General features: G+C 72.2%; 11 protein-coding genes. 5 read left to right on the top strand and 6 right to left on the bottom strand.

What is annotated here, in order from left to right:
* Nucleotides 1-277 precede the first annotated feature (277 nt).
* Together ACIRD7_RS20190 and ACIRD7_RS20185 are read left to right on the top strand one after the other, a co-directional pair.
* The gene (locus tag ACIRD7_RS20190; RefSeq protein WP_403454894.1) at nt 278-1,294 is read left to right on the top strand and encodes a LacI family DNA-binding transcriptional regulator; all 1,017 of its coding nucleotides are present in this window, start codon (nt 278-280) and stop codon (nt 1,292-1,294) included.
* 69 nt (nt 1,295-1,363) lie between these two features.
* Nucleotides 1,364-3,415, top strand: a complete 2,052-nt coding sequence (locus ACIRD7_RS20185) for a TIM-barrel domain-containing protein (RefSeq protein ID WP_403454891.1) — start codon at nt 1,364-1,366, stop codon at nt 3,413-3,415.
* A 45-nt stretch (nt 3,416-3,460) separates the two neighbouring features.
* Here the strand turns inward: ACIRD7_RS20185 and ACIRD7_RS20180 are convergent, their stop codons facing one another.
* Together ACIRD7_RS20180 and ACIRD7_RS20175 are read right to left on the bottom strand one after the other, a co-directional pair.
* A complete protein-coding gene (locus tag ACIRD7_RS20180) occupies nt 3,461-5,677 on the bottom strand; it encodes a glycosyl hydrolase family 95 catalytic domain-containing protein (RefSeq protein ID WP_403454888.1) in 2,217 nt (738 codons plus the stop codon).
* Nucleotides 5,674-7,665, bottom strand: a complete 1,992-nt coding sequence (locus ACIRD7_RS20175; protein ID WP_403455108.1) for a beta-galactosidase — start codon at nt 7,663-7,665, stop codon at nt 5,674-5,676. Before ACIRD7_RS20175 ends, ACIRD7_RS20180 begins: the two co-directional genes overlap by 4 nt.
* Nucleotides 7,666-7,967: 302 nt before the next feature.
* Between ACIRD7_RS20175 and ACIRD7_RS20170 the strand changes: the two genes are divergently transcribed.
* Nucleotides 7,968-10,805, top strand: a complete 2,838-nt coding sequence (locus tag ACIRD7_RS20170; RefSeq protein WP_403454885.1) for a glycoside hydrolase family 3 C-terminal domain-containing protein — start codon at nt 7,968-7,970, stop codon at nt 10,803-10,805.
* A gap of 136 nt (nt 10,806-10,941) precedes the next feature.
* On the opposite strand, the gene ACIRD7_RS20165 is transcribed toward ACIRD7_RS20170, so the two are convergent.
* From ACIRD7_RS20165 to ACIRD7_RS20155, 3 genes are all read right to left on the bottom strand, one after another.
* Complete coding sequence (locus tag ACIRD7_RS20165) at nt 10,942-12,387, bottom strand: aldehyde dehydrogenase family protein (protein WP_403454882.1); 1,446 nt, start codon at nt 12,385-12,387, stop codon at nt 10,942-10,944.
* Nucleotides 12,388-12,525: 138 nt separating this feature from the next.
* A complete protein-coding gene (locus tag ACIRD7_RS20160; protein WP_403454879.1) occupies nt 12,526-14,205 on the bottom strand; it encodes a PucR family transcriptional regulator in 1,680 nt (559 codons plus the stop codon).
* 115 nt (nt 14,206-14,320) lie between these two features.
* On the bottom strand, nt 14,321-16,744 hold the full coding sequence (locus ACIRD7_RS20155) for an ATP/GTP-binding protein (protein WP_403454876.1): 2,424 nt from the start codon (nt 16,742-16,744) through the stop codon (nt 14,321-14,323).
* 283 nt (nt 16,745-17,027) lie between these two features.
* On the opposite strand from ACIRD7_RS20155, the gene gabT reads away from it, so the two are divergent.
* Both gabT and ACIRD7_RS20145 read left to right on the top strand, forming a co-directional pair.
* Entirely contained in the window at nt 17,028-18,362 is a 1,335-nt protein-coding gene (gabT, locus tag ACIRD7_RS20150) for a 4-aminobutyrate--2-oxoglutarate transaminase (protein WP_403454873.1), read from the top strand.
* Between the two features lie 471 nt (nt 18,363-18,833).
* Nucleotides 18,834-19,418, top strand: a complete 585-nt coding sequence (locus ACIRD7_RS20145; protein WP_403454871.1) for a phosphatase PAP2 family protein — start codon at nt 18,834-18,836, stop codon at nt 19,416-19,418.
* Here the strand turns inward: ACIRD7_RS20145 and ACIRD7_RS20140 are convergent.
* Nucleotides 19,357-21,147, bottom strand: coding sequence for a chitinase (locus ACIRD7_RS20140; protein WP_403454868.1), 1,791 nt, complete (start codon nt 21,145-21,147; stop codon nt 19,357-19,359). The genes ACIRD7_RS20145 and ACIRD7_RS20140 overlap by 62 nt on opposite strands.
* Nucleotides 21,148-21,319: the final 172 nt, after the last annotated feature.

The following is a 21,319-nucleotide window of genomic DNA, read 5'->3' as shown; positions in this document are numbered from 1 at the left end:
GCGAATCGGGATCTTGGGCCGTTTGGTTACCGACGGGTGCTACCCGATCGTATGTACCCGATTCCGGGCGGCCCCACCACCCCGCGCGCAGCTTGCGCCGGACGAGTGCACGGAGGGAGCATCGCCGTCCCTCGCGCGAGAAGTGCGAGAAAAACTGTCGAAGCGCTTCGACAACCTATGGACACCCACGCGCACCAGAGCTACTGTCGAACCACCCTTACACCCGCCCTGTTCGCACCGCGCACTGTCGAAGCGCTTCAAAAAACCTGGAGAGCGGATGGTCACCCTCGCCGAGGTCGCCCAGCACGCCGGAGTCTCGGCGAGCACGGTGAGCTATGTCCTCAGCGGCAAGCGGTCCATCTCCGCGACCACCCGGCAGCGGGTCGAGCAGAGTATCCGCGACCTCGGCTATCACCCGAACGCGGGCGCCCGCGCCCTGGCCAGCAACCGGTCGAACATCATCGCGCTGATGATCCCGCTGCGCACCGACATGTACGTGCCGGTGATGATGGAGATCGCCATCGCGGTGGCGACGGCCGCCCGTACGCATGGTTACGACGTCCTGCTGCTGACCGGCGAGGAGGGCCCCGACGCCGTGCGCCGCGTCACCGGCAGCGGACTGGCCGACGCGATGATCCTGATGGACGTCCAGCTGGACGACGAGCGGCTGCCGCTGCTGCGCGGCACCGACCAGCCGTCCGTGCTGATCGGGCTGCCCGCCGACACCACCGGGCTGACCTGCGTCGACCTCGACTTCAAGGCGACCGGCGCGCTGTGCGTGGAGCATCTGGCGAGCCTGGGGCACCGCGACATCGCTGTCATCGGCGAGGCGCCGGCCGTCTACGAGCGGCACACCGGTTTCGCCGAGCGCACGCTCGACGGGCTGCGGCTGCGGTCCCAGGAGCTGGGGCTGCGGCTGCTGCACCGGCCCTGCGAGGGCGGGTACGACGCGATGGCCGTCACCCTCGCCCGGATCCTCGACGAGCGGCCGGGCACCACCGGGTTCGTCGTGCAGAACGAGTCGGCGGTCGAGCCGCTGCTCGCCCTGCTGCGCCAGCAGGGCCGTGCCGTCCCCGAGGACGTCTCGGTGGTCGCCATCTGCCCCGACCAGGTCGCCACCCAGGCCTCGGTGCGGCTGACGTCGGTCTCCATCCCCGCGCAGGAGATGGGCCGGCACGCCGTGGAGCAGCTCGTCGCCAAGCTGGACGGGCGCGGCAGCGACGAAGTGCTGCTGATCGCGCCCGAGCTGACGGTCCGGGCGAGCACGGGCCAGGCGCCGTCCGCCGCCCACTGACCGCTTCACCACCGTGCCCTCGCCGGGCACCGCCATGTCTGCATTCGCTGCCCTCCTGAGGAGCACCCCGTGAATCAGTCTGCCGAAAACCAGCCACAGCCGGGCACGGTCAGCCTCACGCAGTCGTCCCCGACCGTCGGCACGTTCCGCGAGCGGGACGGCGCGCTGGAGTGGAGCGGCCGGCAGGAGACGGTACGCGTCGAGCCATGGGGTCCGGACGCGGTCCGGGTGCGGGCCCGGCTCGGCGGGCCGGTCCTCGACGGACTGCCCGGCGCCCTGCTCGACGAGCCCGAGGCCACCGAGAGCTCGGTCAAGATCGGTGACGGGGAGGCGCAGCTGACCGTGGGCGCGCTGACCGTCCACGTGGACGCCGAGGGCCTGATCCGCTTCCTGCGCACCGCGGACTCCGCCGAGCTCCTCGCCGAGGAGCGCGCCCACTTCTGGTGGCCCGGTCCGCGGCTCTACACCGCCGTCGGCAACGGCCACCACCGCCTGGAGCAGCGCTTCGCCGCGTACGACGACGAGAGGCTGTACGGCCTGGGCCAGCACCAGCACGGCCGCTTCGACCAGAAGGGCCTGGTCCTCGACCTGGTCCAGCGCAACGCCGAGGTCGGCATCCCGGTGCTCGCCTCCAGCCGCGGCTACACCCTGCTGTGGAACAACCCGGCGATCGGCCGCGTGGAACTCGCGCACAACGGCACCCGGTGGGTCGCCGACTCGGCCCGCCAGATCGACTACTGGATCACCGCGGGCACCCCGGCCGACGGCCAGCGCCGCTACAGCGCGGCGACGGGCCGTACGCCGATGCTGCCCCGGTGGGCTGCGGGCTTCTGGCAGTGCAAGCTGCGCTATCGCACGCAGGACGAACTCCTCGCGGTGGCACGGGAGTACAAGCGCCGGGGCCTGCCCATCTCCGCGATCGTCTGCGACTTCTTCCACTGGACGCATCTCGGCGAGTGGAAGTTCGACCCGGCGGAGTGGCCGGACCCGGCGGCGATGGTGCGCGAGCTGGACGAGCTGGGCATCAAGCTCGTCGTCTCCGTCTGGCCCTCGGTGTCGCCCCTCTCCGAGAATCACCCGGTCATGGAGCAGCGCGGCTACTTCATCGGCACCCAGTACGGCCCGATGGCGCACGCCGACTGGCCGGACAAGGAGGTGGCGTCGACGGTCCAGGTGGCGTTCTACGACGCCACCAACCCGGACGCCCGCGCGTTCCTGTGGTCGAGGATCAAGCAGAACTACCTCGACCCGTACGGCATCACCGCCTTCTGGCTGGACGCCTGCGAGCCGGAGCTGAAGCCGGGCTTCCAGGAGAACCTGCGCTACTGGGCGGGCCCGGGCCTGGAGGTCGGCAACCTCTACCCGGCGGAGAACTCCCGCACCTTCCACGAGGGCCTGCGCGCCGGCGGCGAGGAGGAGATCGTCACCCTCAACCGCTCGGCCTGGGCGGGCAGTCAGCGCTACGGCGCCGCCCTGTGGTCCGGCGACATCGGCACCGACTTCCCGACCCTGCGCCGCCAGATCGCGGCCGGCCTCAACACCGCGCTCTCCGGCATCCCCTGGTGGAACACCGACATCGGCGGCTTCCACGGCGGCGACCCGGACGACCCGGCCTACCGCGAGGTGATGGTCCGCTGGTTCCAGTTCGGCGCCCTGTCCCCGCTGATGCGCCTGCACGGCTTCCGCGACCCGGGCATGCCGCTCGGCCCGGAGATGACCGGCGGTCCGAACGAGGTGTGGTCCTACGGCGAGCAGGCCGGCGCGATCCTGGAGAAGTACCTGCGGCTGCGCGAGCGGCTCAAGCCGTACGTGCTGGACGTGATGCGGGAGGCGCACGAGGAGGGGCTGCCGGTGATGCGGCCGCTGTTCCTGGAGTTCCCGGACGACCAGGCGGCCTGGGCCGTCGACGACGCCTACCTCTTCGGCCGCGACCTGCTGGTCGCCCCGGTGCTGACGGCGGGCGCGACGACCTGGACGACGTACCTTCCGGCGGGCGCGAGCTGGACGGACGCGTGGACGGGTGAGACGTACGAGGGCGGCGGGACCGTGACGGTCGACGCCCCGCTGGACCGCATCCCGCTGTTCCTGCGGGACGGGGCGCTGCTGCCGGTCGCGGAGTAGCGAGGGTGTGGCCGGTCCCGACCGGGGAGGGACCGGCCACACCCGTCAACTGCTGGTGATCGCGGGGTTGGTGGTGATGAGGCGTTCCTCTCCCGCGCTGAGGTCGAGCTGCTTCGCCACACAGTCCGGAGTCCGGACTTCGATGCGGACGCCGCGGGACGGCTTCAGGACCGCCGTGAGCCCGTCGGGCGCCCAGGTCAGATCGACCTCCGCGCCGAACCGGGTGCGGATGCCCCGCAGCCGGCCTTCCGGCAGGGCGCCGGGCAGCGCGGGCAGCAGGACCAGCCGGTCCGGGGTCGACTGGAGGAGCATCTCGATCAGTACGGCGGGCAGGGTGTGCGCGGCGTCGGCGTTGTAGACGTGGCGGTTCGGGTAGTGGGCGCTCATCAGGGAGGCGTGGAAGAAGTCGCCGCCCAGGACCTGGTCGAGGGCGTGGGCGACGCGCTCGCCGTCCCTGAGCCGGGCCGCGATCAGGGCGTGGTGGAGGTGGCCGTGCGCGGAGTCGTTCTCGGCACCGCGCAGTTCCAGCGCGCGGTGGGCGGCCCTCGCGAGGGCGGGGGTGTCGTACGGGGTGATCTCGTCGAGCGGCCAGACGCCGTAGAGGTGGCTGAGGTGGCGGTGGTCGTAGGTGTCCCGCAGTCCGGGCCAGGCCCACTCGGCGAGGGCGCCGTCCTCGTTGATCCGGTGCGGCGGGAGCCGGTCGGCGAGGGCGCGCCAGCGGCCGGCGTCCGGGGTGCCCGGGTGGTATTCGGCCGCCGTGAGCAGGGCGTGGCGGGCCGCCGAGAGGTCCATGGCGGCGTTGAGCGTGCCCCAGCTCGCGTTCGCCGGGCGGTTCTCGGGTGAGTAGGAGGGGACGACGACCAGTCGGCCGTCGTCGTCGGTGCGGGTGAGGAAGTCCTCGTAGAACAGGGCGGCTTCGGCGAGGACGGCGGCGGTGCGCGGGTCGCGCTCGCCCCGGGTGTCGTCGTGGTCCACCAGGGGCTTGAGGAGCCAGTCGGCGCCCGCGGTCCACAGGTGCAGCGGGTACTCGCGGTTGAAGTGGTAGGAGCGGCCGGACTCGCCGTCGGTGTGGCTGGGGGCGACCACGCCCCGGGCGCCGAAGATCGCCGTCGCGTTCTCGCGCCAGTCGGGGAGCTGCCCGTGGATCAGCGCGGCGTGGGCCTCGGTGACCTCGGGCAGCGCGGCCGCCGCCGCGGACGCGGTCTGGAGGTTGAGGTTGGCGTCGGTGGTGAAGGCGCCCGACCAGGCCGTGTCCCAGTCGCCGGTCCACAGTCCCGTGAGGCGGGGCGGGAGCATGCCGGCGGCGGACAGCTGGTGATAGCGGCCGGCCGCGAAGAGGCGTTCCAGGAGTGCGGGGCTCTTCGGGCGGCGGACCAGCTCCGAGCCGGGGAGGGCGCGTTCGGCCGCGTCGGCGGCCAGATCGAGGCCGGCGCGGAGGTAGGCGGGGCGGTGCAGGGCGGTGTGGCGGGCGAGGAGATGGTCGTACGGGCTCTCGTCGCCGTCGGGAAGCAGCGCGCGCAGCGCCTGGGCCTCGGCGAGGGCGTCCGGCTCACCGGTGTGCCGCCGGACGCGGGTGAGGAGGAGCAGCGAGCGGGCGCCCGCGATGTGCAGGCCCGGCAGGGAGGAGCGGGTGCTGCCGCCCGTGACCACGGCGAGCGTGACGCCGGTGTAGCCGAGGTCGCTGCCGGGGTAGCGGACGCGGAGGCTGAGCAGGGCGCCCTCGGCGGTGAGGACGGCACCCTGTCCGACGGCCAGGTCGTAAGGAGCGCCGGGAAGTTGGTGGTCGAGGGTCACTTCGGTGATGAGGCCGGGCTCGGTGACGTACTGGACGATGACGTCGTCGGCGCGGGAGACGAAGACCCGGCTGCGCCAGGCGCCCCGCACGGCCTCGCAGACGCCGGTGGTGAAGTCGACCTCGCGGCGGAAGTCCGCCTGGCCGTCGGTGGCGGGGCGGCGCAGTCGTATCCCGAAGGCGGGATGGAAGGGCTGCACCCACTGGAGCTCCCGCCCGTCCGTGAAGCGCTCGGCGGCGTCGACGTCACCGGCGAGCAACCGGTCCTGGAGGCCGGAAAGTTCGGCGGCGAGGGCGGGCGGACGGGCGTGTTCGCCGCCGTTCGGGCGGACCAGCGTGTGATGGTTGACGACGACCCGGTCGTCGTTCGGATCACCGAACACCATGACGCCGTGTCGGCCGTTCCCGCTCAGGAAGGCGTCCTCCCAGCGGGCGGCGGGTTCCGGTTCCCAGGTGCCGTGCACCGTCATGACGCAGCCTCCAGTACGACCACCCCATAGCGCCCGAGCTCGACCGCGTCGGTGAGGTCCGCGCCGGTCAGCAGGTCACGATGGCGGCCGGGCACCGGCACGGTGACCGTGTCGCGCCCGTGGTTGAGCAGGAACAGCAGGCTACCTCGCCGTACGGCCTCCACCTGGGCCGGAACCCCGGCGAGGGCCGGCCGTACGCCCGCGTCGGCGGCGATGTCGGCGAGCAGCGTGCGCAGGACGTGCGGTTCGGGGTGGGTGGACAGGTACCAGGCGCGGCCCTTGCGCAGCACCGCGGGGAGCCCGTCCAGCTCGCCGCCCTTGTACGGGGTGACGGCGTCGACGTCGTCCGCCGCCTCGATCTCCTCGGACCACAGCGTGCCGCGGAAGCCCTCGGCATCGACGCTCTCGCCCGCGTCGAGCGGCCACCACTCGTGCAGCACCCGGATGCCGAAGAGGTCCCGCAGCCGGGCGTCCATGCCGCCCTCGCGCACCCGGTCGTCCTCGTCGGCGACGCCGGTCTGGAAGCCCGCGACCAGGGTGCCGCCTTGGTGGACGTAGGCGACGAGGTTGTCGATCGCCGCGTCCGTCATCAGGTAGAGCTGCGGGACGACGACCAGCTTGTAGGCGGACAGGTCGTGCTCGGGAGAGGCGAAGTCGACGGTGGTGTTCGCCTCCCACAGCGCGCGGTGCCAGGCGCGGACGACCTGGGGGTGGTCGACCTCCTGGGACAGCCGCCCGTCCTGCCGGCTCGCCCACCAGGCGTTCCAGTCGAACAGCACGGCTACGCCGGCGGACTCGACACGGGTGTCCGTCACCTTCTCGCTCAGCAGGGCGAGTTCGGCGCCGATCCGCTTGACCTCCTGGAAGGTACGGCCCCGCTCCCCCGCGTGGCCGACCATCCCGGAGTGGAACTTCTCCGAGCCCTGCCGGGACTGCCGCCACTGGAAGTAGCAGACGGCGTCGGCGCCGCGCGCCACGGCCTGCAGGGACCACAGGCGGTTGAGGCCGGCGGGCTTGGGGTGGTTCACCCCGCGCCAGTTGACCGGCCCGGCGGCCTGCTCCATGACCATCCAGGGTCCGCCGCGGGCCTGCGAGCGGGTCATGTCGTGCACCAGGGCGCCGTGCTGGCCGCCGAACGGATCCCTCGGATCCGGATAGATGTCGACGGAGACGACGTCCTCCTGCTCGGCCCACCGCCAGGCGTCCAGCCCCGGCCAGACCGCCATGAAGTTGGTGGTCACGGGGATGTCCGGGCTGCGCCGGGCGACGATGTCCCGCTCGGCGAGGTAGCACTCGAGCAGCGCGTCGGACGTGAACCGCTTGAAGTCCAGCACCTGGGTGGGGTTCTTCATGTAGTGCGCCCGGCGCGGCGGCAGGACCTCGTACCAGTCGCCGTAGCCCTGGCTCCAGAAAGCCGTCCCCCAGGCCTCGTTGAGGGCGTCGAGCGTGCCGTACCTGGCCTGGAGCCAGCCGCGGAAGGCGTCCTCGGCCTCGTCGCCCCAGTCGTAGGTGCAGTACTCGTTGTTGATGTGCCACATCCGCAGGGCGGGGTGGCTGCCGTAGCGGGCGGCGAGGTCCTCGGTGATGGCGGCGGCGTACCGGCGGTAGGTCGCGCTGGAGTGGGAGAAGTGCTGGCGGGACCCCCACCACTCGGTGTGGCCGTCCTCGTCGTGCGGAAGCGTGTCCGGGTGCAGCCGCCCCATCCAGGGCGGTGGTGAGGACGTCGGGGTGGCCAGGACGACCCCGATGCCGTTGTCGTGCATCAGGTCCATCAGCCGGTCCAGCCAGCCGAACTCCCTGGCTCCCGGGCGGGGTTCGAGCCGAGCCCAGGAGAAGACACCGAGGGTGACCGAGTTGACGCCGGCGTCCTTCATCAGCCGGACGTCCTCGTGCCAGGTCTCCTCGGGCCACTGCTCGGGGTTCCAGTCGCCGCCGAACAGGAGGCGGCCGCGGGTGGCGTCGCTCAGGCCGGGTGGCGACGTGCGCATGGACATACCTCGACTCCTGGAAGGGGGGACTGGAGAACCTGAGGGGCGCGGGTCAGCCCTTGACGGCTCCCGTGAGCATGCCCTTCTTCGCCGGTGGAGGCGGAGGAGGCGGCTCTCGGCGTCATGGCGTCAACCCCACTGTCGAAGCGCTTCGATATTGCAGCGAGGTTAAGTGAACGCCTGTGGGTGCACAAGAGTGGCTTCCAAGATTCCTCCAGGCATCTTGACACCGGCCCCAGACGGAATGAGCATCGAAGCGCTTCGAAAGAGCCGAGCCGCTCCATCCGCAAGGGGATCCCCACGTGACCGCACAAACGCCGCCCACGCCGCCGTTCCGTGATCAGCGACTGCCGTTCGCGAAGCGCATCGACGATCTGCTGTCGCGGCTCACCCTCGACGAGAAGATCGGATTCCTGCACCAGTTCACGCCCGCCGTCGAGCGCCTGGGCCTCGCGGCCTTCCGCACCGGCCAGGAGGCGCTGCACGGCGTGGCGTGGATGGGTCCGGCCACCGTCTTCCCCCAGGCGGTCGGCCTCGGCGCCACCTGGAACACCGACCTCGTACGACGGGTCGGCGAGGCGGTGTCCAAGGAGGTCCGGGCCATGCGCGCCCGCGACGACCGCGTCGGCCTCAACGTCTGGTCCCCGACCGTCAACCTCCTGCGCCACCCGCTGTGGGGCCGGGGCGAGGAGGGCTACTCCGAGGACCCGAAGCTCACCTCGGCCATCGCCACGGCGTACACCCGCGGCCTGCGCGGCGACCATCCGACGTACTGGCGCACCGCGCCCGTCCTCAAGCACTGGCTGGCCCACAACAACGAGACGGGCCGCGACGTCACGTCCTCCTCGGTCCGCCCGCGCGTCCTCAACGAGTACGACCTGCGCGCCTTCCGTGAGACGGTCGAGGCGGGCGCGACGGCCGGGGTGATGCCTGCGTACAACCTGGTCAACGGCCGCCCCAACCACGTCTCGCCGTATCTGCGCGAGCACCTGCGCACCTGGACCGACGAGGACCTGCTGGTCTGCTCGGACGCGGGCGCACCCTCCAACCTGGTCGACTCCGAGCACTACTTCGACACCCACGAGGAGGCCACGGCCGCCGCGCTGCTGGCCGGCGTCGACAGCTTCACCGACCACGGCACCGACAGCTCGCGGATCACCGCGCGGGTGCGGGGCGCCCTGGACCGGGGCCTGCTGACCGAGTCGGACCTCGACACCGCGGTGCGCCGTCAGCTCTCGGTCCGCTTCCGGCTCGGCGAGTTCGACCCGCAGGACGACCCGCACGCGCTCACCGAGGACTTCGACACCCCGGATCACCGGGCACTCGCCCAGGAGACGGCCGAGCAGGCGGTCGTACTGCTGAAGAACAGCACGGGTCTGCTGCCGCTCGCGCCCGGGACCCGGCTCGCGGTGGTCGGGCTGCTCGCCGACGAGTGCAAGCGCGACTGGTACAGCGGCACGCTGATCCACCGCTCCACCCCGCTGGAGGGCATGTACGAGCGGTTCGGCGCGGAGCGCGTCGAGTTCGCGGAGGGCGTGGACCGCGTCCTGCTGAAGGCCTCGGACGGCACCTACCTGCACGTCCCGGCGGCGGAGGCCGCCGACGAGGTGCGCGGCGCCGAGGGCGCCCTGGACCCGGCGCTGCTGGCCGGCCGCACGGACCTGCCCGCGCTGACCACCGACCCGGCCGGCACCGAACTCGCGCTCGTCGACTGGGGCGAGGGCGTGCTGACCCTGCGGGCCCCGGACGGCCGCTACCTCTCCGTCGCCGAGGACGGGCTCGTCCGCGCCTCCGCCGACCAGCCCGGAGGCTGGGTCGTCCAGGAGACGTTCCGCCTGGAACCGCATGAGAACGGACACCTCCTGAGGCATATCGGCACGGGTCGCCACGTCTCAGTCGCCGCCGACGGGCTGCGGGTTGCCGAGGCGGACCCGGAAATCTTCGAACTGGTCGTCGTCGAGCACGGCGAGGACGCCGTGGCGAAGGCCGCCTCGCGGGCGGACGTGGTCGTGGTGGTCGCGGGCAACGACCCTCACATCAACGGCCGCGAGACCGAGGACCGTACGACGCTCGCCCTTCCCGCCCACCAGCAACGCCTGCTGGGCGCAGCGCTCGCCGCCAACGCGAACACGGTCCTGGCGCTGGTGTCGGCCTACCCGTACGCGGTCGACCCGGCCGACCTCCCGGCGCTGCTCTGGACGTCCCACGGCGGCCAGGCGGCCGGCACCGCCCTGGCCCGGGTCCTGGCCGGCGACGTCTCCCCCGCCGGCCGCCTCCCGCAGACCTGGTACGCCGACGACGCCGACCTGCCCGATCTCCTCGACTACGACGTGATCGGCGGCCGCCAGACGTACCTGTACTTCGAGGGGACCCCGCTGTTCCCGTTCGGCCACGGCCTGTCGTACGCGAGCTTCGCCTACGCCGATCTGAGCACCCGCACGACGGATGACGCGCTGCAGGTCTCCTTCACGGTCACCAACACCGGCGAGGTGACGGCCGACGAGGTCGCCCAGCTCTACACACGCGCCGTCGACCCGACCGTGCCGCGCCCGCGCCGCGAGCTGCTGGCGCACGCCCGGGTGAGCCTGGCGCCGGGTGAACGGACGGAACTGACCTTCGAAGTCCCCTTGTCCGCCTTCGACTTCTGGGACGTGGCACGGGACGGATGGCGCCGTGAGCCCGGCGCGTACGAGCTGCTGGCCGGCGCCTCCAGCGAGGACGTCCGGCTGCGGACGACGGTGATCCTGGACGGCGAGCCCGCGGTGCCGCGGCCGGTCCGCGAGCGGGGCCTGCCCGCGGCGGACTTCGACGAGCAGAGCGGCGTCGCGATCGTCGACCGCGCGAAGACGTCGGGCGACGCGGTGACGGCGGCAGAGGGCGGAGCGGGTCAACTGGTCTACCGGCACTGCGACTTCGGCGACGGCGTCACCGAGGTGTCGTTGACGGTCGCGGGCGAGGGCACGGTCGAGGTGTCCCTGGACGGCGGCCAGGCACTGGCCGTGGTGACGTCGAAGGCGTCCGGTTCCGGGCCGTACGACTACACGACGCTCACCGCGGGGCTCGTGGCCGAGGGCATCCGCGACGTCCGCCTCGAACTGCGCGGCCCGCTGCGGCTCGCGCATGTCGGCTTCGCCGGTTGAGGGTCCGGAGCAGGCCGACACAAGGAAAGGGCCCGGCACCGGAAGGCATCGGTGCCGGGCCCCTTCTCATCCCGGGATTGCGGGACCACTCTACCTGAAAACGATTGTCACAAGCCAGAGCGGATCCCGAACGCGCTCAGAGGGCGATTCCGGTGAGGACCATCACCCGCTCGTAGGTGTAGTCGTCCATCGCGAACTTCACGCCCTCGCGGCCCACACCGGACTGCTTGGCACCGCCGTACGGCATCTGGTCGGCGCGGTAGGACGGGACGTCGCCGATGACCACGCCACCGACCTCCAGGGCCCGGTGGGCGCGGAAGGCGGTCTGCAGGTCGTGCGTGAACACACCCGCCTGGAGGCCGTACTTGGAGCTGTTGGCGGCGGCGAAGGCGGCGGCCTCCCCGTCGACCTTCTGCACGGTGAGGACCGGCCCGAAGACCTCCTCGCAGGCGATCGTGACGTCGGCCGGTACGTCGGTGAGGACGGTCGGCGCGTAGGAGGCGCCGTCGCGCTTGCCACCGGTGAGGAGGGCGGCGCCGGCGGCGACGGCCTCGTCGACCCAGTTCTCCACGCGCTTGGCGGCGTCCTCGCTGACCAGCGGGCCGACGTCGGTGGCGTCGTCGTTCGGGTCGCCGGTGACCTGGGCCTCGACGGCGGCGACGATGCGCGGCAGCAGGCGGTCGTACACCGACGCGTCCGCGATCACGCGCTGCACCGAGATGCAGGACTGGCCGCCCTGGTAGTTGGAGAAGGTGGCGATGCGGGTCGCGGCCCAGTCCAGGTCCTCGTCGGAGGCGAAGTCGGCCAGCACGACGGCCGCGCCGTTGCCGCCCAGCTCCAGGGTGCAGTGCTTGCGCGGCACCGAGTCCATGATCGCGTAGCCGACCTTCTCGGAACCGGTGAAGGAGATGACCGGCAGGCGCTCGTCCTGGACCAGGGCGGGCATCTTGTCGTTCGGCACCGGCAGGATGCTCCAGGAGCCGGCCGGAAGCTCGGTCTCGGCGAGCAGGTCACCGATGATCAGGCCGGACAGCGGGGTGGCCGGGGCGGGCTTCAGGATGATCGGCGCACCGGCGGCGATCGCCGGGGCGATCTTGTGGGCGCACAGGTTCAGCGGGAAGTTGAAGGGCGCGATGCCGAGGACGACGCCCTTCGGGAAGCGCCGGGTGAAGGCGAGCCGCCCCTGGCCGCCGAGGTCGGTGTCGAGGCGCTGGGCCTCGCCGCCGTTGAACCGCCGGGCCTCCTCGGCCGCGAACCGGAACACGGACACGGCACGGCCGACCTCGCCCCGGGCCCACTTCATGGGCTTGCCGTTCTCGGCGGAGATCAGCCGGGCGATCTCCTCGGTCCGCTCGGCCAGCCGCCGGCTGACGTGGTCCAGAGCGGCGGCACGCACGTGGGCGGGCGTCGCGGCGAACTCGTCCCGGACGGCGTACGCGGCGGCCACGGCCTCCTCGATCTGCGCGTCCGTCGGCACGCTGACCTTGCCGACGACGCGCCCGTCCCAGGGGGAGGTCACATCGAAGCTGTCCTCGCCGCCGACCTGGCGACCGGCGAGCCAGAAGGCGTGGGTGGAAGTCATGTAGATCCCCGGCCCTTCCGCGTTGGGGGTGTCCTGTGTCGTGGTCCACCGTAGGGGCGTGACGGCGGACCGGCGTTTGTCCGGGGTGGAGTGATGGAGGGCCGAGGTTCGCCGGTATGGCACAGCGGGTGCCGGGGGCTACTCCGTCGACGTCGCCTTCAGGGCCAGCCACAGCTCCATCCGCACGTCCGCGTCGTCCAGCGAGCGCCCGAGGATCTCCTCGACCCGCCGCATCCGGTACCGCAGCGTGTGCCGGTGCACCCCCAGGTCCGCCGCGGCCGCGTCCCACTGCCCGTGCCGGGACAGCCACGCCCGCAGTGAGGCCACCAGATCACCCCGGCCCGTCGCGTCGTGCTCGTGCAGCGCGCGCAGCAGCCCGTCGGCGAAGGCCTTCACCGCGTCGTCCGCGAGCAGCGGCAGCACGGACCCCGCGGCCAGCTGCTCGTGCTCCACGAAGACCCGCCCGCGCCGCCGGGCCACCGACAGCGCCTGCTCGGCCTGCTTGTACGCCGCCGCGGCGGCGATGGGCCCGGCCGGCGCCGAAAGGCCGACGACCAGCTCGTCCTCGTCCACGCCCCCGGGCTGCTCCGGTACGCCCCCGGCGCGCGCCGCCTCCAGCGCCGCCGCGTAACCGGCGCACGCCGAGACCGCCGCTCCCCCGTCCGCCGCGAGCACCACCAGCCGTGCCGTCTCCCCTTCTCCCTCCGGCACCACCAGCACCGCCTCCCCCGCCCGGGCGGCCGCGGACTCGACGACCTCGGTGAGCGCTCCCAGCGGATCGCCGCCGGTGTCGGAGACGGCCACGAGGGCGGCGGCGGTCGGCTTGGCGAGCCCCGCGCGGGCCCCGGAGTCCACGACCCGTGCCGCCGACACCGACGCCGACTCGGCGACGATCACCCGGAAGGGCGTGTCGAGCAGGTCGCCGTACAGGTTCCCGGCCACGGCGCGCGCGTGGTCCGGCTCCCCGGCGAGCAGCATGCGCAGCACCGCCGCGCCCACCCGCTGTTCGGCCGCGTGCAACGAGCGTGACCGCTCGGTGGTCAGCGTCAGCAGGGCGATCGCCGAGTGGACGGCGTACCGCTCGGCCGTGCCCAGCGCTGCCGCCGTGCCGACCGCGAGGGCCGCGCGCGGGCGGCGGCCCGTGCCCAGGGTGTGCAGTTCGACCCGGTCCTCGTTCTCCGGCCCGCCCACCACGGACGACGCCGGCGCGGGCCGCTCCCGCAGCCGCTCCACGTCCGCCGTGAGCCGCGCCGCCCGCCGCCCGGCCCACTCCGGCGCGGTCGCGACGACGGCGCCGGACGCGTCGTAGAGCGCCGCCCAGCCGCTCACCTGCGTGGCCAGCGCGGCCAGCAGCCCTTCCGGCCCGTCGGTCAACGCCTGCTTGGTGAGCTCCCGTTGGGCCGCGAACCCGGCCGTGACCGCCCGGTACTGGTCCGCCGCGATGGCCGCCGACACGGCCTTGCTGATGGCGAGGAAGGGGGTGCGGCGCGGCACCTCCAGCAGGGGCAGGTCCTCCTCCTCCGCCGCCTCGACGAGGGCCTCGGGGATGTCCTCGTAGTTGACGCCGACCGCGAAGCCGAGCCCGACGACGCCCGCGCCCACCAGGCGCCGCACATAGCGCCGCATCGCCTCGGGGTTCTCCGCGTCCAGCTTCAGCGCGGTGATCAGCAGCAGCTCCCCGCCCTCCATGTAGGGCACGGGGTCGGCCAGCTCACTCACATGCGCCCAGCGCACCGGCACGTCCAGGCGATCCTCACCCGCCCGCACGGTCAGCTTCAGCGCGGAGTGGTGGACGAGCGAGGAGAGCGTGGGGGGCATAGGGCCTTCAAATCGGTGTGATCACTGTGATCTTTTGGCCGCCGTGTATGAACGACCTGTGTCGATTCTGCCTCACCGTACGGTCACCGCGCGGCGTTGCGCCCGTATACCGAGGTCACCCCCGCAGATCCACCATCAGCGGCGGCGCGTGCTCGCCCCGGACCGTGGTGAGCGACAGCACCGCGTGCCCCGGCGGCACCGCGTGCGCAAGCTCGGACGCCGACCAGCGCTCCCGCTCTACCTGGCGCACCGTCACCGCTTCCGTGGTCACCGCCTTGCCGGTCACCAGCTTGCGCAGGGCGTGCATGGCCCGGGTCATGGGCTGATCGGCGAAGACGGTGTGCTGGGCGACGTCCTTGGTCTCGACCCACTCCGTGCCCCAGGCGTCGGCGAAACGGCTGCCGTCCCAGGTCGTCACCCCGGACAGGGCCATCCGGCAGCCGACCGCGCCGTACAACGGCCCGTGCAGGGGTTCCGGCACGTCGGAGACCGTGCGCAGGGAGAGCACTACACCGGCGTTCTGCGACCGCAGCCCCTGGATCCGGCGCACCGAGGTGGGGGTGACGGTGCCGGTGGCGTCGTCCAGGACCAGGCTGACGAGGTGGTCGCGCGAGCCTTCGCGCGCGACCGCCGCGAACTGCGCCAGCACCAGCCGGGCGATCAGGCGGGAGGCCTGTTCGTGGCCGTGCTCGGGCAGGTCGATCCGCACGCGCAGGGGGTGGTGGGCGAGGGCCCGCAGCGAGAACGGGCGGATCGTGTCGCCGCCCGAGCCGAAGAAGTCGGCGAAGGCGGGCCGGTCCAGCAGAGCGAGCCGGTCGGCGAGCGCCGGGCCCGGGTCGCCCGCGGTGCCGGACTGCCGTGCCCTGGCCTCCAGTTCGCGGCGCATCGCCGTGTGCTTTTCGCCGGCCAGCCGCCGGCGCAGCTCGGCGAGGGCGGCCGGCTGCCCTTCCAGCATTTCCCGCAGGACGGGCAGGGCGGGGAAACGGCCGTACGCGGCACGGTAGGGGCCGAGGAGCTGGGCGAGCGCGGTGGCCGCGCGCTCGGCGCCGACGGTGTCGAGGTCCCCGGCCAGGGCCTCGGCCAGGAACCCGGCCGCCTCGTCGGGGTTGTCGGAGTCCGCGTAGGGATCGAGGTCGTGCACGGAGGCGGGGTCGCCGACGCGCACGACGACGTCGTACGACGTGTCCGCCCCGACCGGTGCGCCCGCGCCGCACACCACGACGACCGCGCACCTGCCGGTGAGGGCCTGCAGCGCGAGTGACTCGACCACCGGGGCGATCACGTGCCGGGTCTTGCCGGCGCCCGAGGGACCCACCACCAGCATCGAGGTGCCCAGCGTCTCCCGCCCGACGGCCGCCCCGACACCGCCGTACTCCGGCGGCGTGCGCTCGGAGGCCACCCACTGTCCGATGCGCACCTGTCCGGTGAGCAGGTCGTGCCGGGCGACGCGGCCGTGCAGGTCCCGGGAGCCGGACGGGTGGGTGAACGCGGCGGCGCCCTGGCGCAGCACGTTGTCCGTGAAGACGGAGAGCCGGCCCAGGCCCCTGGCCCGGTTCCAGCCGTGCTCGATCCGTGCGCAGTCGACATCGTTCATCCGCCCGGCGAGCACTTCGGCGGTGAGCGCGTCGGCGGCCTGGTGCTGTCCGGCCTCGCGCAGCTCCGGCCAGCGGGAGCGGGACTCCTCGACGGCCGGCGAGTCCCCTTCCCGTTCGGCGCGGCCGCGGGCGGCGAGCCAGGTCCGGGCCAGGGACCACCAGCCGCCGAGCCTGGCGAAGGGCCACAGGACGGCCAGGGTGATGAGGGCGTAGAGCCCGTCCGTGGCCCACGGCGACTCGTAGATCCCGTACCCGTCGCTGATCAGCGCGATCAGGGAGAACAGCGGGTTCACGACGGGCAGGGCGTCCCAGCCGGCGCCGGGGAAGGCGTCCGGGAACACGAAGCTCAGCGTGACCAGGGCGCCGAGCGCGGCGAGCAGGGCGCGGGCGGGCTGGGCCTTGTGGCCCACCACATGGCGGACGACGGCCGGCCAGCCGCCGAGCCGGGCCACCGCGTAGACGAGCAGGGCGAAGAAGAGACCGTTGTAGACCTGCAGCGCCTCGACGCCCGGGTACTGGATCGACTGGTCCTCCAGCCGCTTGGGCGAGGCGAGCGTGCCTCCCCACCACCAGTCGTCCGGGGTGAACAGCCGCAGGAACGTGTACTGGTACGGGATCGCGCCGCGCCGCCAGAAGGACCACACCAGCAGCGCCACGGCGAGCGGGATCAGCATGCCGAGGACGGTCACCGGGGCCAGCCGCTCCGCATTGCGTCCGGCTTTGGGGACGCGGTAGCCGAAGCGCCAGATGCCGGGCCCGGCCTCGGGCCGGTCCTCGTCGAGCCAGGCGGCGACCGTCTCGCCCCGGCCGTTCTCCTGCCGGGGTGGCATCCACGGTTCCCGCGCCGGCCGCGGCGGCACCGCGGGAGCGTCCGGAGGCACCGCTGGACGCGGCACAGGGTTCGCGTGCGTACCCCGCGTGTCCTGCGTCCCGTCGCTGTCCATCGCCCTTGCCCCCTGACCAGCCGTTCCGTCCGTGCCATCCACCATCAGCGAGTCAATCTAACGCCCTCTCCTGGGGAGTTCACCGCTTACGCGGCCGACGGAACGGACCTAGATGATCCGGTGATCCTCCGGTCCGCGAGGCGCGCGGGCCCTGCCGCTATGTCCACGACGGACAACGCGTCCGGCGGACAACGCCCACATGGAGCATGCCCACCCCCCACTGCCACCCCTAGCCTGCGAGAAAAGACAAGACAAGAGTCCGCAAAACCCCCAGGAGCCCCTCATGAGCGCACTTCCGCAGGAGCGCCGCGTCGTCACCGCCATCCCCGGCCCGAAGTCGCAGGAACTGCAGGCCCGCCGTACGGCCGCGGTCGCGCAGGGCGTGGGCTCCGTGCTGCCCGTGTTCACCGCGCGGGCCGGCGGCGGGATCATCGAGGACGTCGACGGCAACCGGCTCATCGACTTCGGTTCCGGCATCGCCGTGACGTCCGTCGGCGCGTCCGCCGAGGCGGTCGTACGCCGGGCGTCCGCGCAGCTCGCCGACTTCACCCACACCTGTTTCATGGTCACGCCGTACGAGGGCTACGTCGCCGTCGCCGAGGCCCTCGCCGAGCTCACCCCGGGTGACCACGCCAAGAAGTCGGCGCTGTTCAACTCCGGCGCCGAGGCCGTCGAGAACGCCGTCAAGATCGCGCGGGCCTACACCAAGCGCCAGGCCGTCGTGGTGTTCGACCACGGCTACCACGGCCGGACCAACCTCACGATGGCGCTGACCGCCAAGAACATGCCGTACAAGCACGGCTTCGGCCCGTTCGCGCCCGAGGTCTACCGCGTGCCGGTGGCCTACGGCTACCGCTGGCCGACCGGTGCGGAGAACGCCGGTCCGGAGGCCGCCGCGCAGGCCATCGACCAGATCACCAAGCAGGTCGGCCCGGACAACGTCGCCGCGATCATCATCGAGCCGGTGCTCGGCGAGGGCGGCTTCATCGAGCCCGCCAAGGGCTTCCTGCCGGCCCTCAGCAAGTTCGCCTCGGACAACGGCATCGTCTTCGTCGCCGACGAGATCCAGTCCGGCTTCTGCCGTACCGGCCAGTGGTTCGCGTGCGAGGACGAGGGCATCGTCCCCGACCTGATCACGACCGCGAAGGGCATCGCCGGCGGTCTCCCGCTCGCCGCCGTGACCGGCCGCGCCGAGATCATGGACGCCGCGCACGCGGGCGGTCTGGGCGGCACCTACGGCGGCAACCCGGTCGCCTGCGCCGGTGCGCTGGGCTCCATCGAGACGATGAAGGAGCTCGACCTCAACGCCAAGGCGAAGAACATCGAGGCGATCATGAAGGCGCGCCTCACCGCCATCGCCGAGAAGTTCGACATCGTCGGCGACATCCGCGGCCGTGGCGCCATGATCGCCATCGAGCTGGTCAAGGACCGCGCCACCAAGGAGCCGAACCCGGAGGCGACCGCCGCGCTCGCCAAGGCCTGCCACGCCGAGGGCCTGCTGGTCCTGACCTGTGGCACCTACGGCAACGTGCTGCGCTTCCTGCCCCCGCTGGTGATCGGCGAGGACCTGCTGAACGAGGGCCTCGACATCATCGAGCAGGCTTTCGCCCGCATCTGAGGTCACAGCGAAACCACTGGTGAGGGACCGGTTCCCGGTCCCCTGAACCACTTGCGCCCCAGCCCTGGTGTCCTCCGTGATTCCGGGGCTGGGGCGGCTACCGTCAGAGCGTGTGAAGAAGGTGTGCGAGGTGGATGTCAGGACGCCAATCCGGCTGTCTAACGCCATCTCCCTGTCGTAGGTTCTAACCAGATGAGAGATACACCCCGTCCAGAGGGGACTCTGGGCGTCATCAGGCTGAGGCCTCCCCAGCTTCGACCTGGTCGTGCCCTCGCGCACACACCCGGAGCTTCCGGCTCCGGATCTCCTCACCGATCGGACAGTCGCCCGCCCCAAACCCCCCGGGGCGCGCGACCATCCGATCCGGACGGCCGCCCCGGAACCACCCCCCCTGTTCCGGGGCGGCCGACCTCCCTCTTTCTCCTTCTCGGGCTTCCGGCCCTTCTCTTCATCCTCTTCACCTGGCAGGTCGTGACCGACGGCCCGCTGATCGACCTCGACAGGTCGGCCAGCCGGGCCCTCGTCCACCCCGACCGCCTCTCCGAACTCCTCGCCGACCTGGGCAATGTGCCGGTCGCGGTACCCGTGCTGGCCATCGCGCTCGCGTACGTCACCCGGCGGCATCGACTCAGTGGTACAGACCAGTGGTGGCTGCCGGCCACCGCGGCCGCCGTTCTCATGGCCCTCGTCCCGGCCCTGATCATCCCCCTCAAGATCCTCATCGACCGCCCGGGCACCCCGGCCGTGCCGCCGGCCACCGGCTACTACCCGTCCGGTCACACGGCGACGGCCGCCATCGCCTACGGCGCCGCGACGCTGCTGCTCCTCCCGCTGCTGAACTCCGTGCGCGCCCGTCGCGCACTGCTCGCCGCGTGCGCCGTCCTCAGCCTCGGCGCCGGCTACGGCCTGATCCGGCGCGGCTACCACTGGCCACTGGACGTGGTGGCCAGTGGGTGCCTGTGCACGGTGCTCCTGTCGCTTCTGTGGCTGTTCCTCAGCCGAAGTAGCCGTCGAACGTCCGCTGGAACTCCCAGTTCGAGTAGCGATCCCAGTTGATCGACCACGTCATCAGGCCGCGCAGCGACGACCAGGTGCCGTGGGTGGCGTACGAGCCGCAGTTCGTCCTCTTCGTCAGGCAGTCGAGGGTCTTGGTGACCTCGGCCGGCGGGACGTGGCCGTTGCCCGCGTTGGTCGAGGCGGGCATGCCGATCGCGACCTGGTCGGGGCGCAGCGGCGGGAAGACGTTGCCGGCGTTGCCCGCGACCGGGAAGCCGGTCAGGAGCATGTCGGTCATGGCGATGTGGAAGTCGGCGCCGCCCATGGAGTGGTACTGGTTGTCGAGGCCCATGATCGGGCCCGAGTTGTAGTCCTGGACGTGCAGCAGCGTGAGGTCGTCGCGCAGGGCGTGGATGACCGGGAGGTACGCGCCCGCCCTCGGGTCCTGGCCGCCCCACTGGCCGGTGCCGTAGTACTGGTAGCCGAGCTGGACGAAGAAGGTCTCGGGCGCCATCGTCAGCACGAAGTCGTCGCCGTACCTGGCCTTCAGGGTCTTCAGGGCCGAGATCAGGTTGACGATCACCGGGGTCTTCGGGTTCTTGAAGTCCGTGTCGTCGGCGTTCAGGGAGAGCGAGTGGCCCTCGAAGTCGATGTCCAGGCCGTCGAGGCCGTACTCGTCGATGATCTTCGAGACGGACGACACGAAGGTGTCCCGGGCCGCCGCGGTCGTCAGCTGCACCTGGCCGTTCTGGCCGCCGATCGAGATCAGCACCTTCTTGCCCGCCGACTGCTTGGCCTTGATCGCCGCCTTGAACTCGGCGTCGGACTCGACGTTCGGGCACTCGGTCACTGGGCAGCGGTCGAAGCGGATGTCGCCCGAGGTGACGGAGGTCGGCTCGCCGAAGGCCAGGTCGATGACGTCCCAGCTGTCGGGGACGTCGGCCATCCGGGTATAGCCGGAGCCGTTGGCGAAACTGGCGTGCAGGTAGCCGACCAGGGCGTGGGCCGGAAGCTGCACGGGGCCGCCGGTGCCGGGAGTCGTCGTCGCGGTCACCGTGGCCGACTTCGCCGACTCGCCCGCGTCGTTGACGGCGGCGACCTGGAAGCCGTACGCCGTGGAGGGTGAGAGGCCGCCTGCCGTGGCCGAAGTCCCGGTCACCGTCTGTACCTTGACGCCGTCGCGGTAGACGGCGTAGCTCGTCGCGCCGGGGACCGCCGACCAGGACAGCGCGACGCTGGAGGAGGTGACCGCGCCCGTCTTCAGGCCGGTCGGTGCCGCGGGCGGCTGTCCTGCGTCCACGCCGGGGCCGACGAGCGAGATGTCGTCGGCGTTGTACGCGCCCGTGCCGTACCAGCCGTGGGTGTAGATCGTGACGCGGGTCGTGGAGGGGCCGGTGCGGAACGTCGTCGACAGCTGCTGCCAGGCGGGGGCCGACTGGGTCCAGGTGGAGACGTCGGTGGTGCCGGTGCCGCTCGCGCCGAGGTAGACGTAGGCGCCGCGGACGTACCCGGACAGCGTGTACTGGGAGTCCGGTTTCACGGTCACCGTCTGCGCGCACCGGGCGTTGTCGGACCCGGCCGGGGTCGCCTGGAGCGCCGCGGCGCCGCTGCGGACAGGGGAGTTGACCGTGGTACCGGCCGTGCAGGTCCAGCCGTCCAGGCCGGACTCGAAGCCGCCGTTGCGGGCGAGGTCGGCGTCGGCCGCACGGGCGGCCGACGAGAGCGCGGTGAGGCCGGGCAGGATCAGTGCCGCGGCGGTGAGGAAGGCGAGGGATCTGGAGCGGTCCACAAGTGCCTCCGGGCATGGGGGATTTGGAGGGTGGGGTCGCCCACAACTTGGTCCAGACCAATCCGCCTTGTCAAGATATCGAGCGGCTCGACGACACCCTCAAGGGGCGCGGGGAACTGCGCGACCAGCCACGACACAGCAGCATCCGACCGACAACCCGGCGCGGCACCCT

The sequence above is a fragment of the Streptomyces sp. NPDC093568 genome, from assembly GCF_044764945.1.
GTDB lineage: Bacteria > Actinomycetota > Actinomycetes > Streptomycetales > Streptomycetaceae > Streptomyces.
The sequence above is the reverse complement of the archived record's forward strand: the minus strand, read 5'-3'. Positions and strand labels throughout refer to the sequence as shown.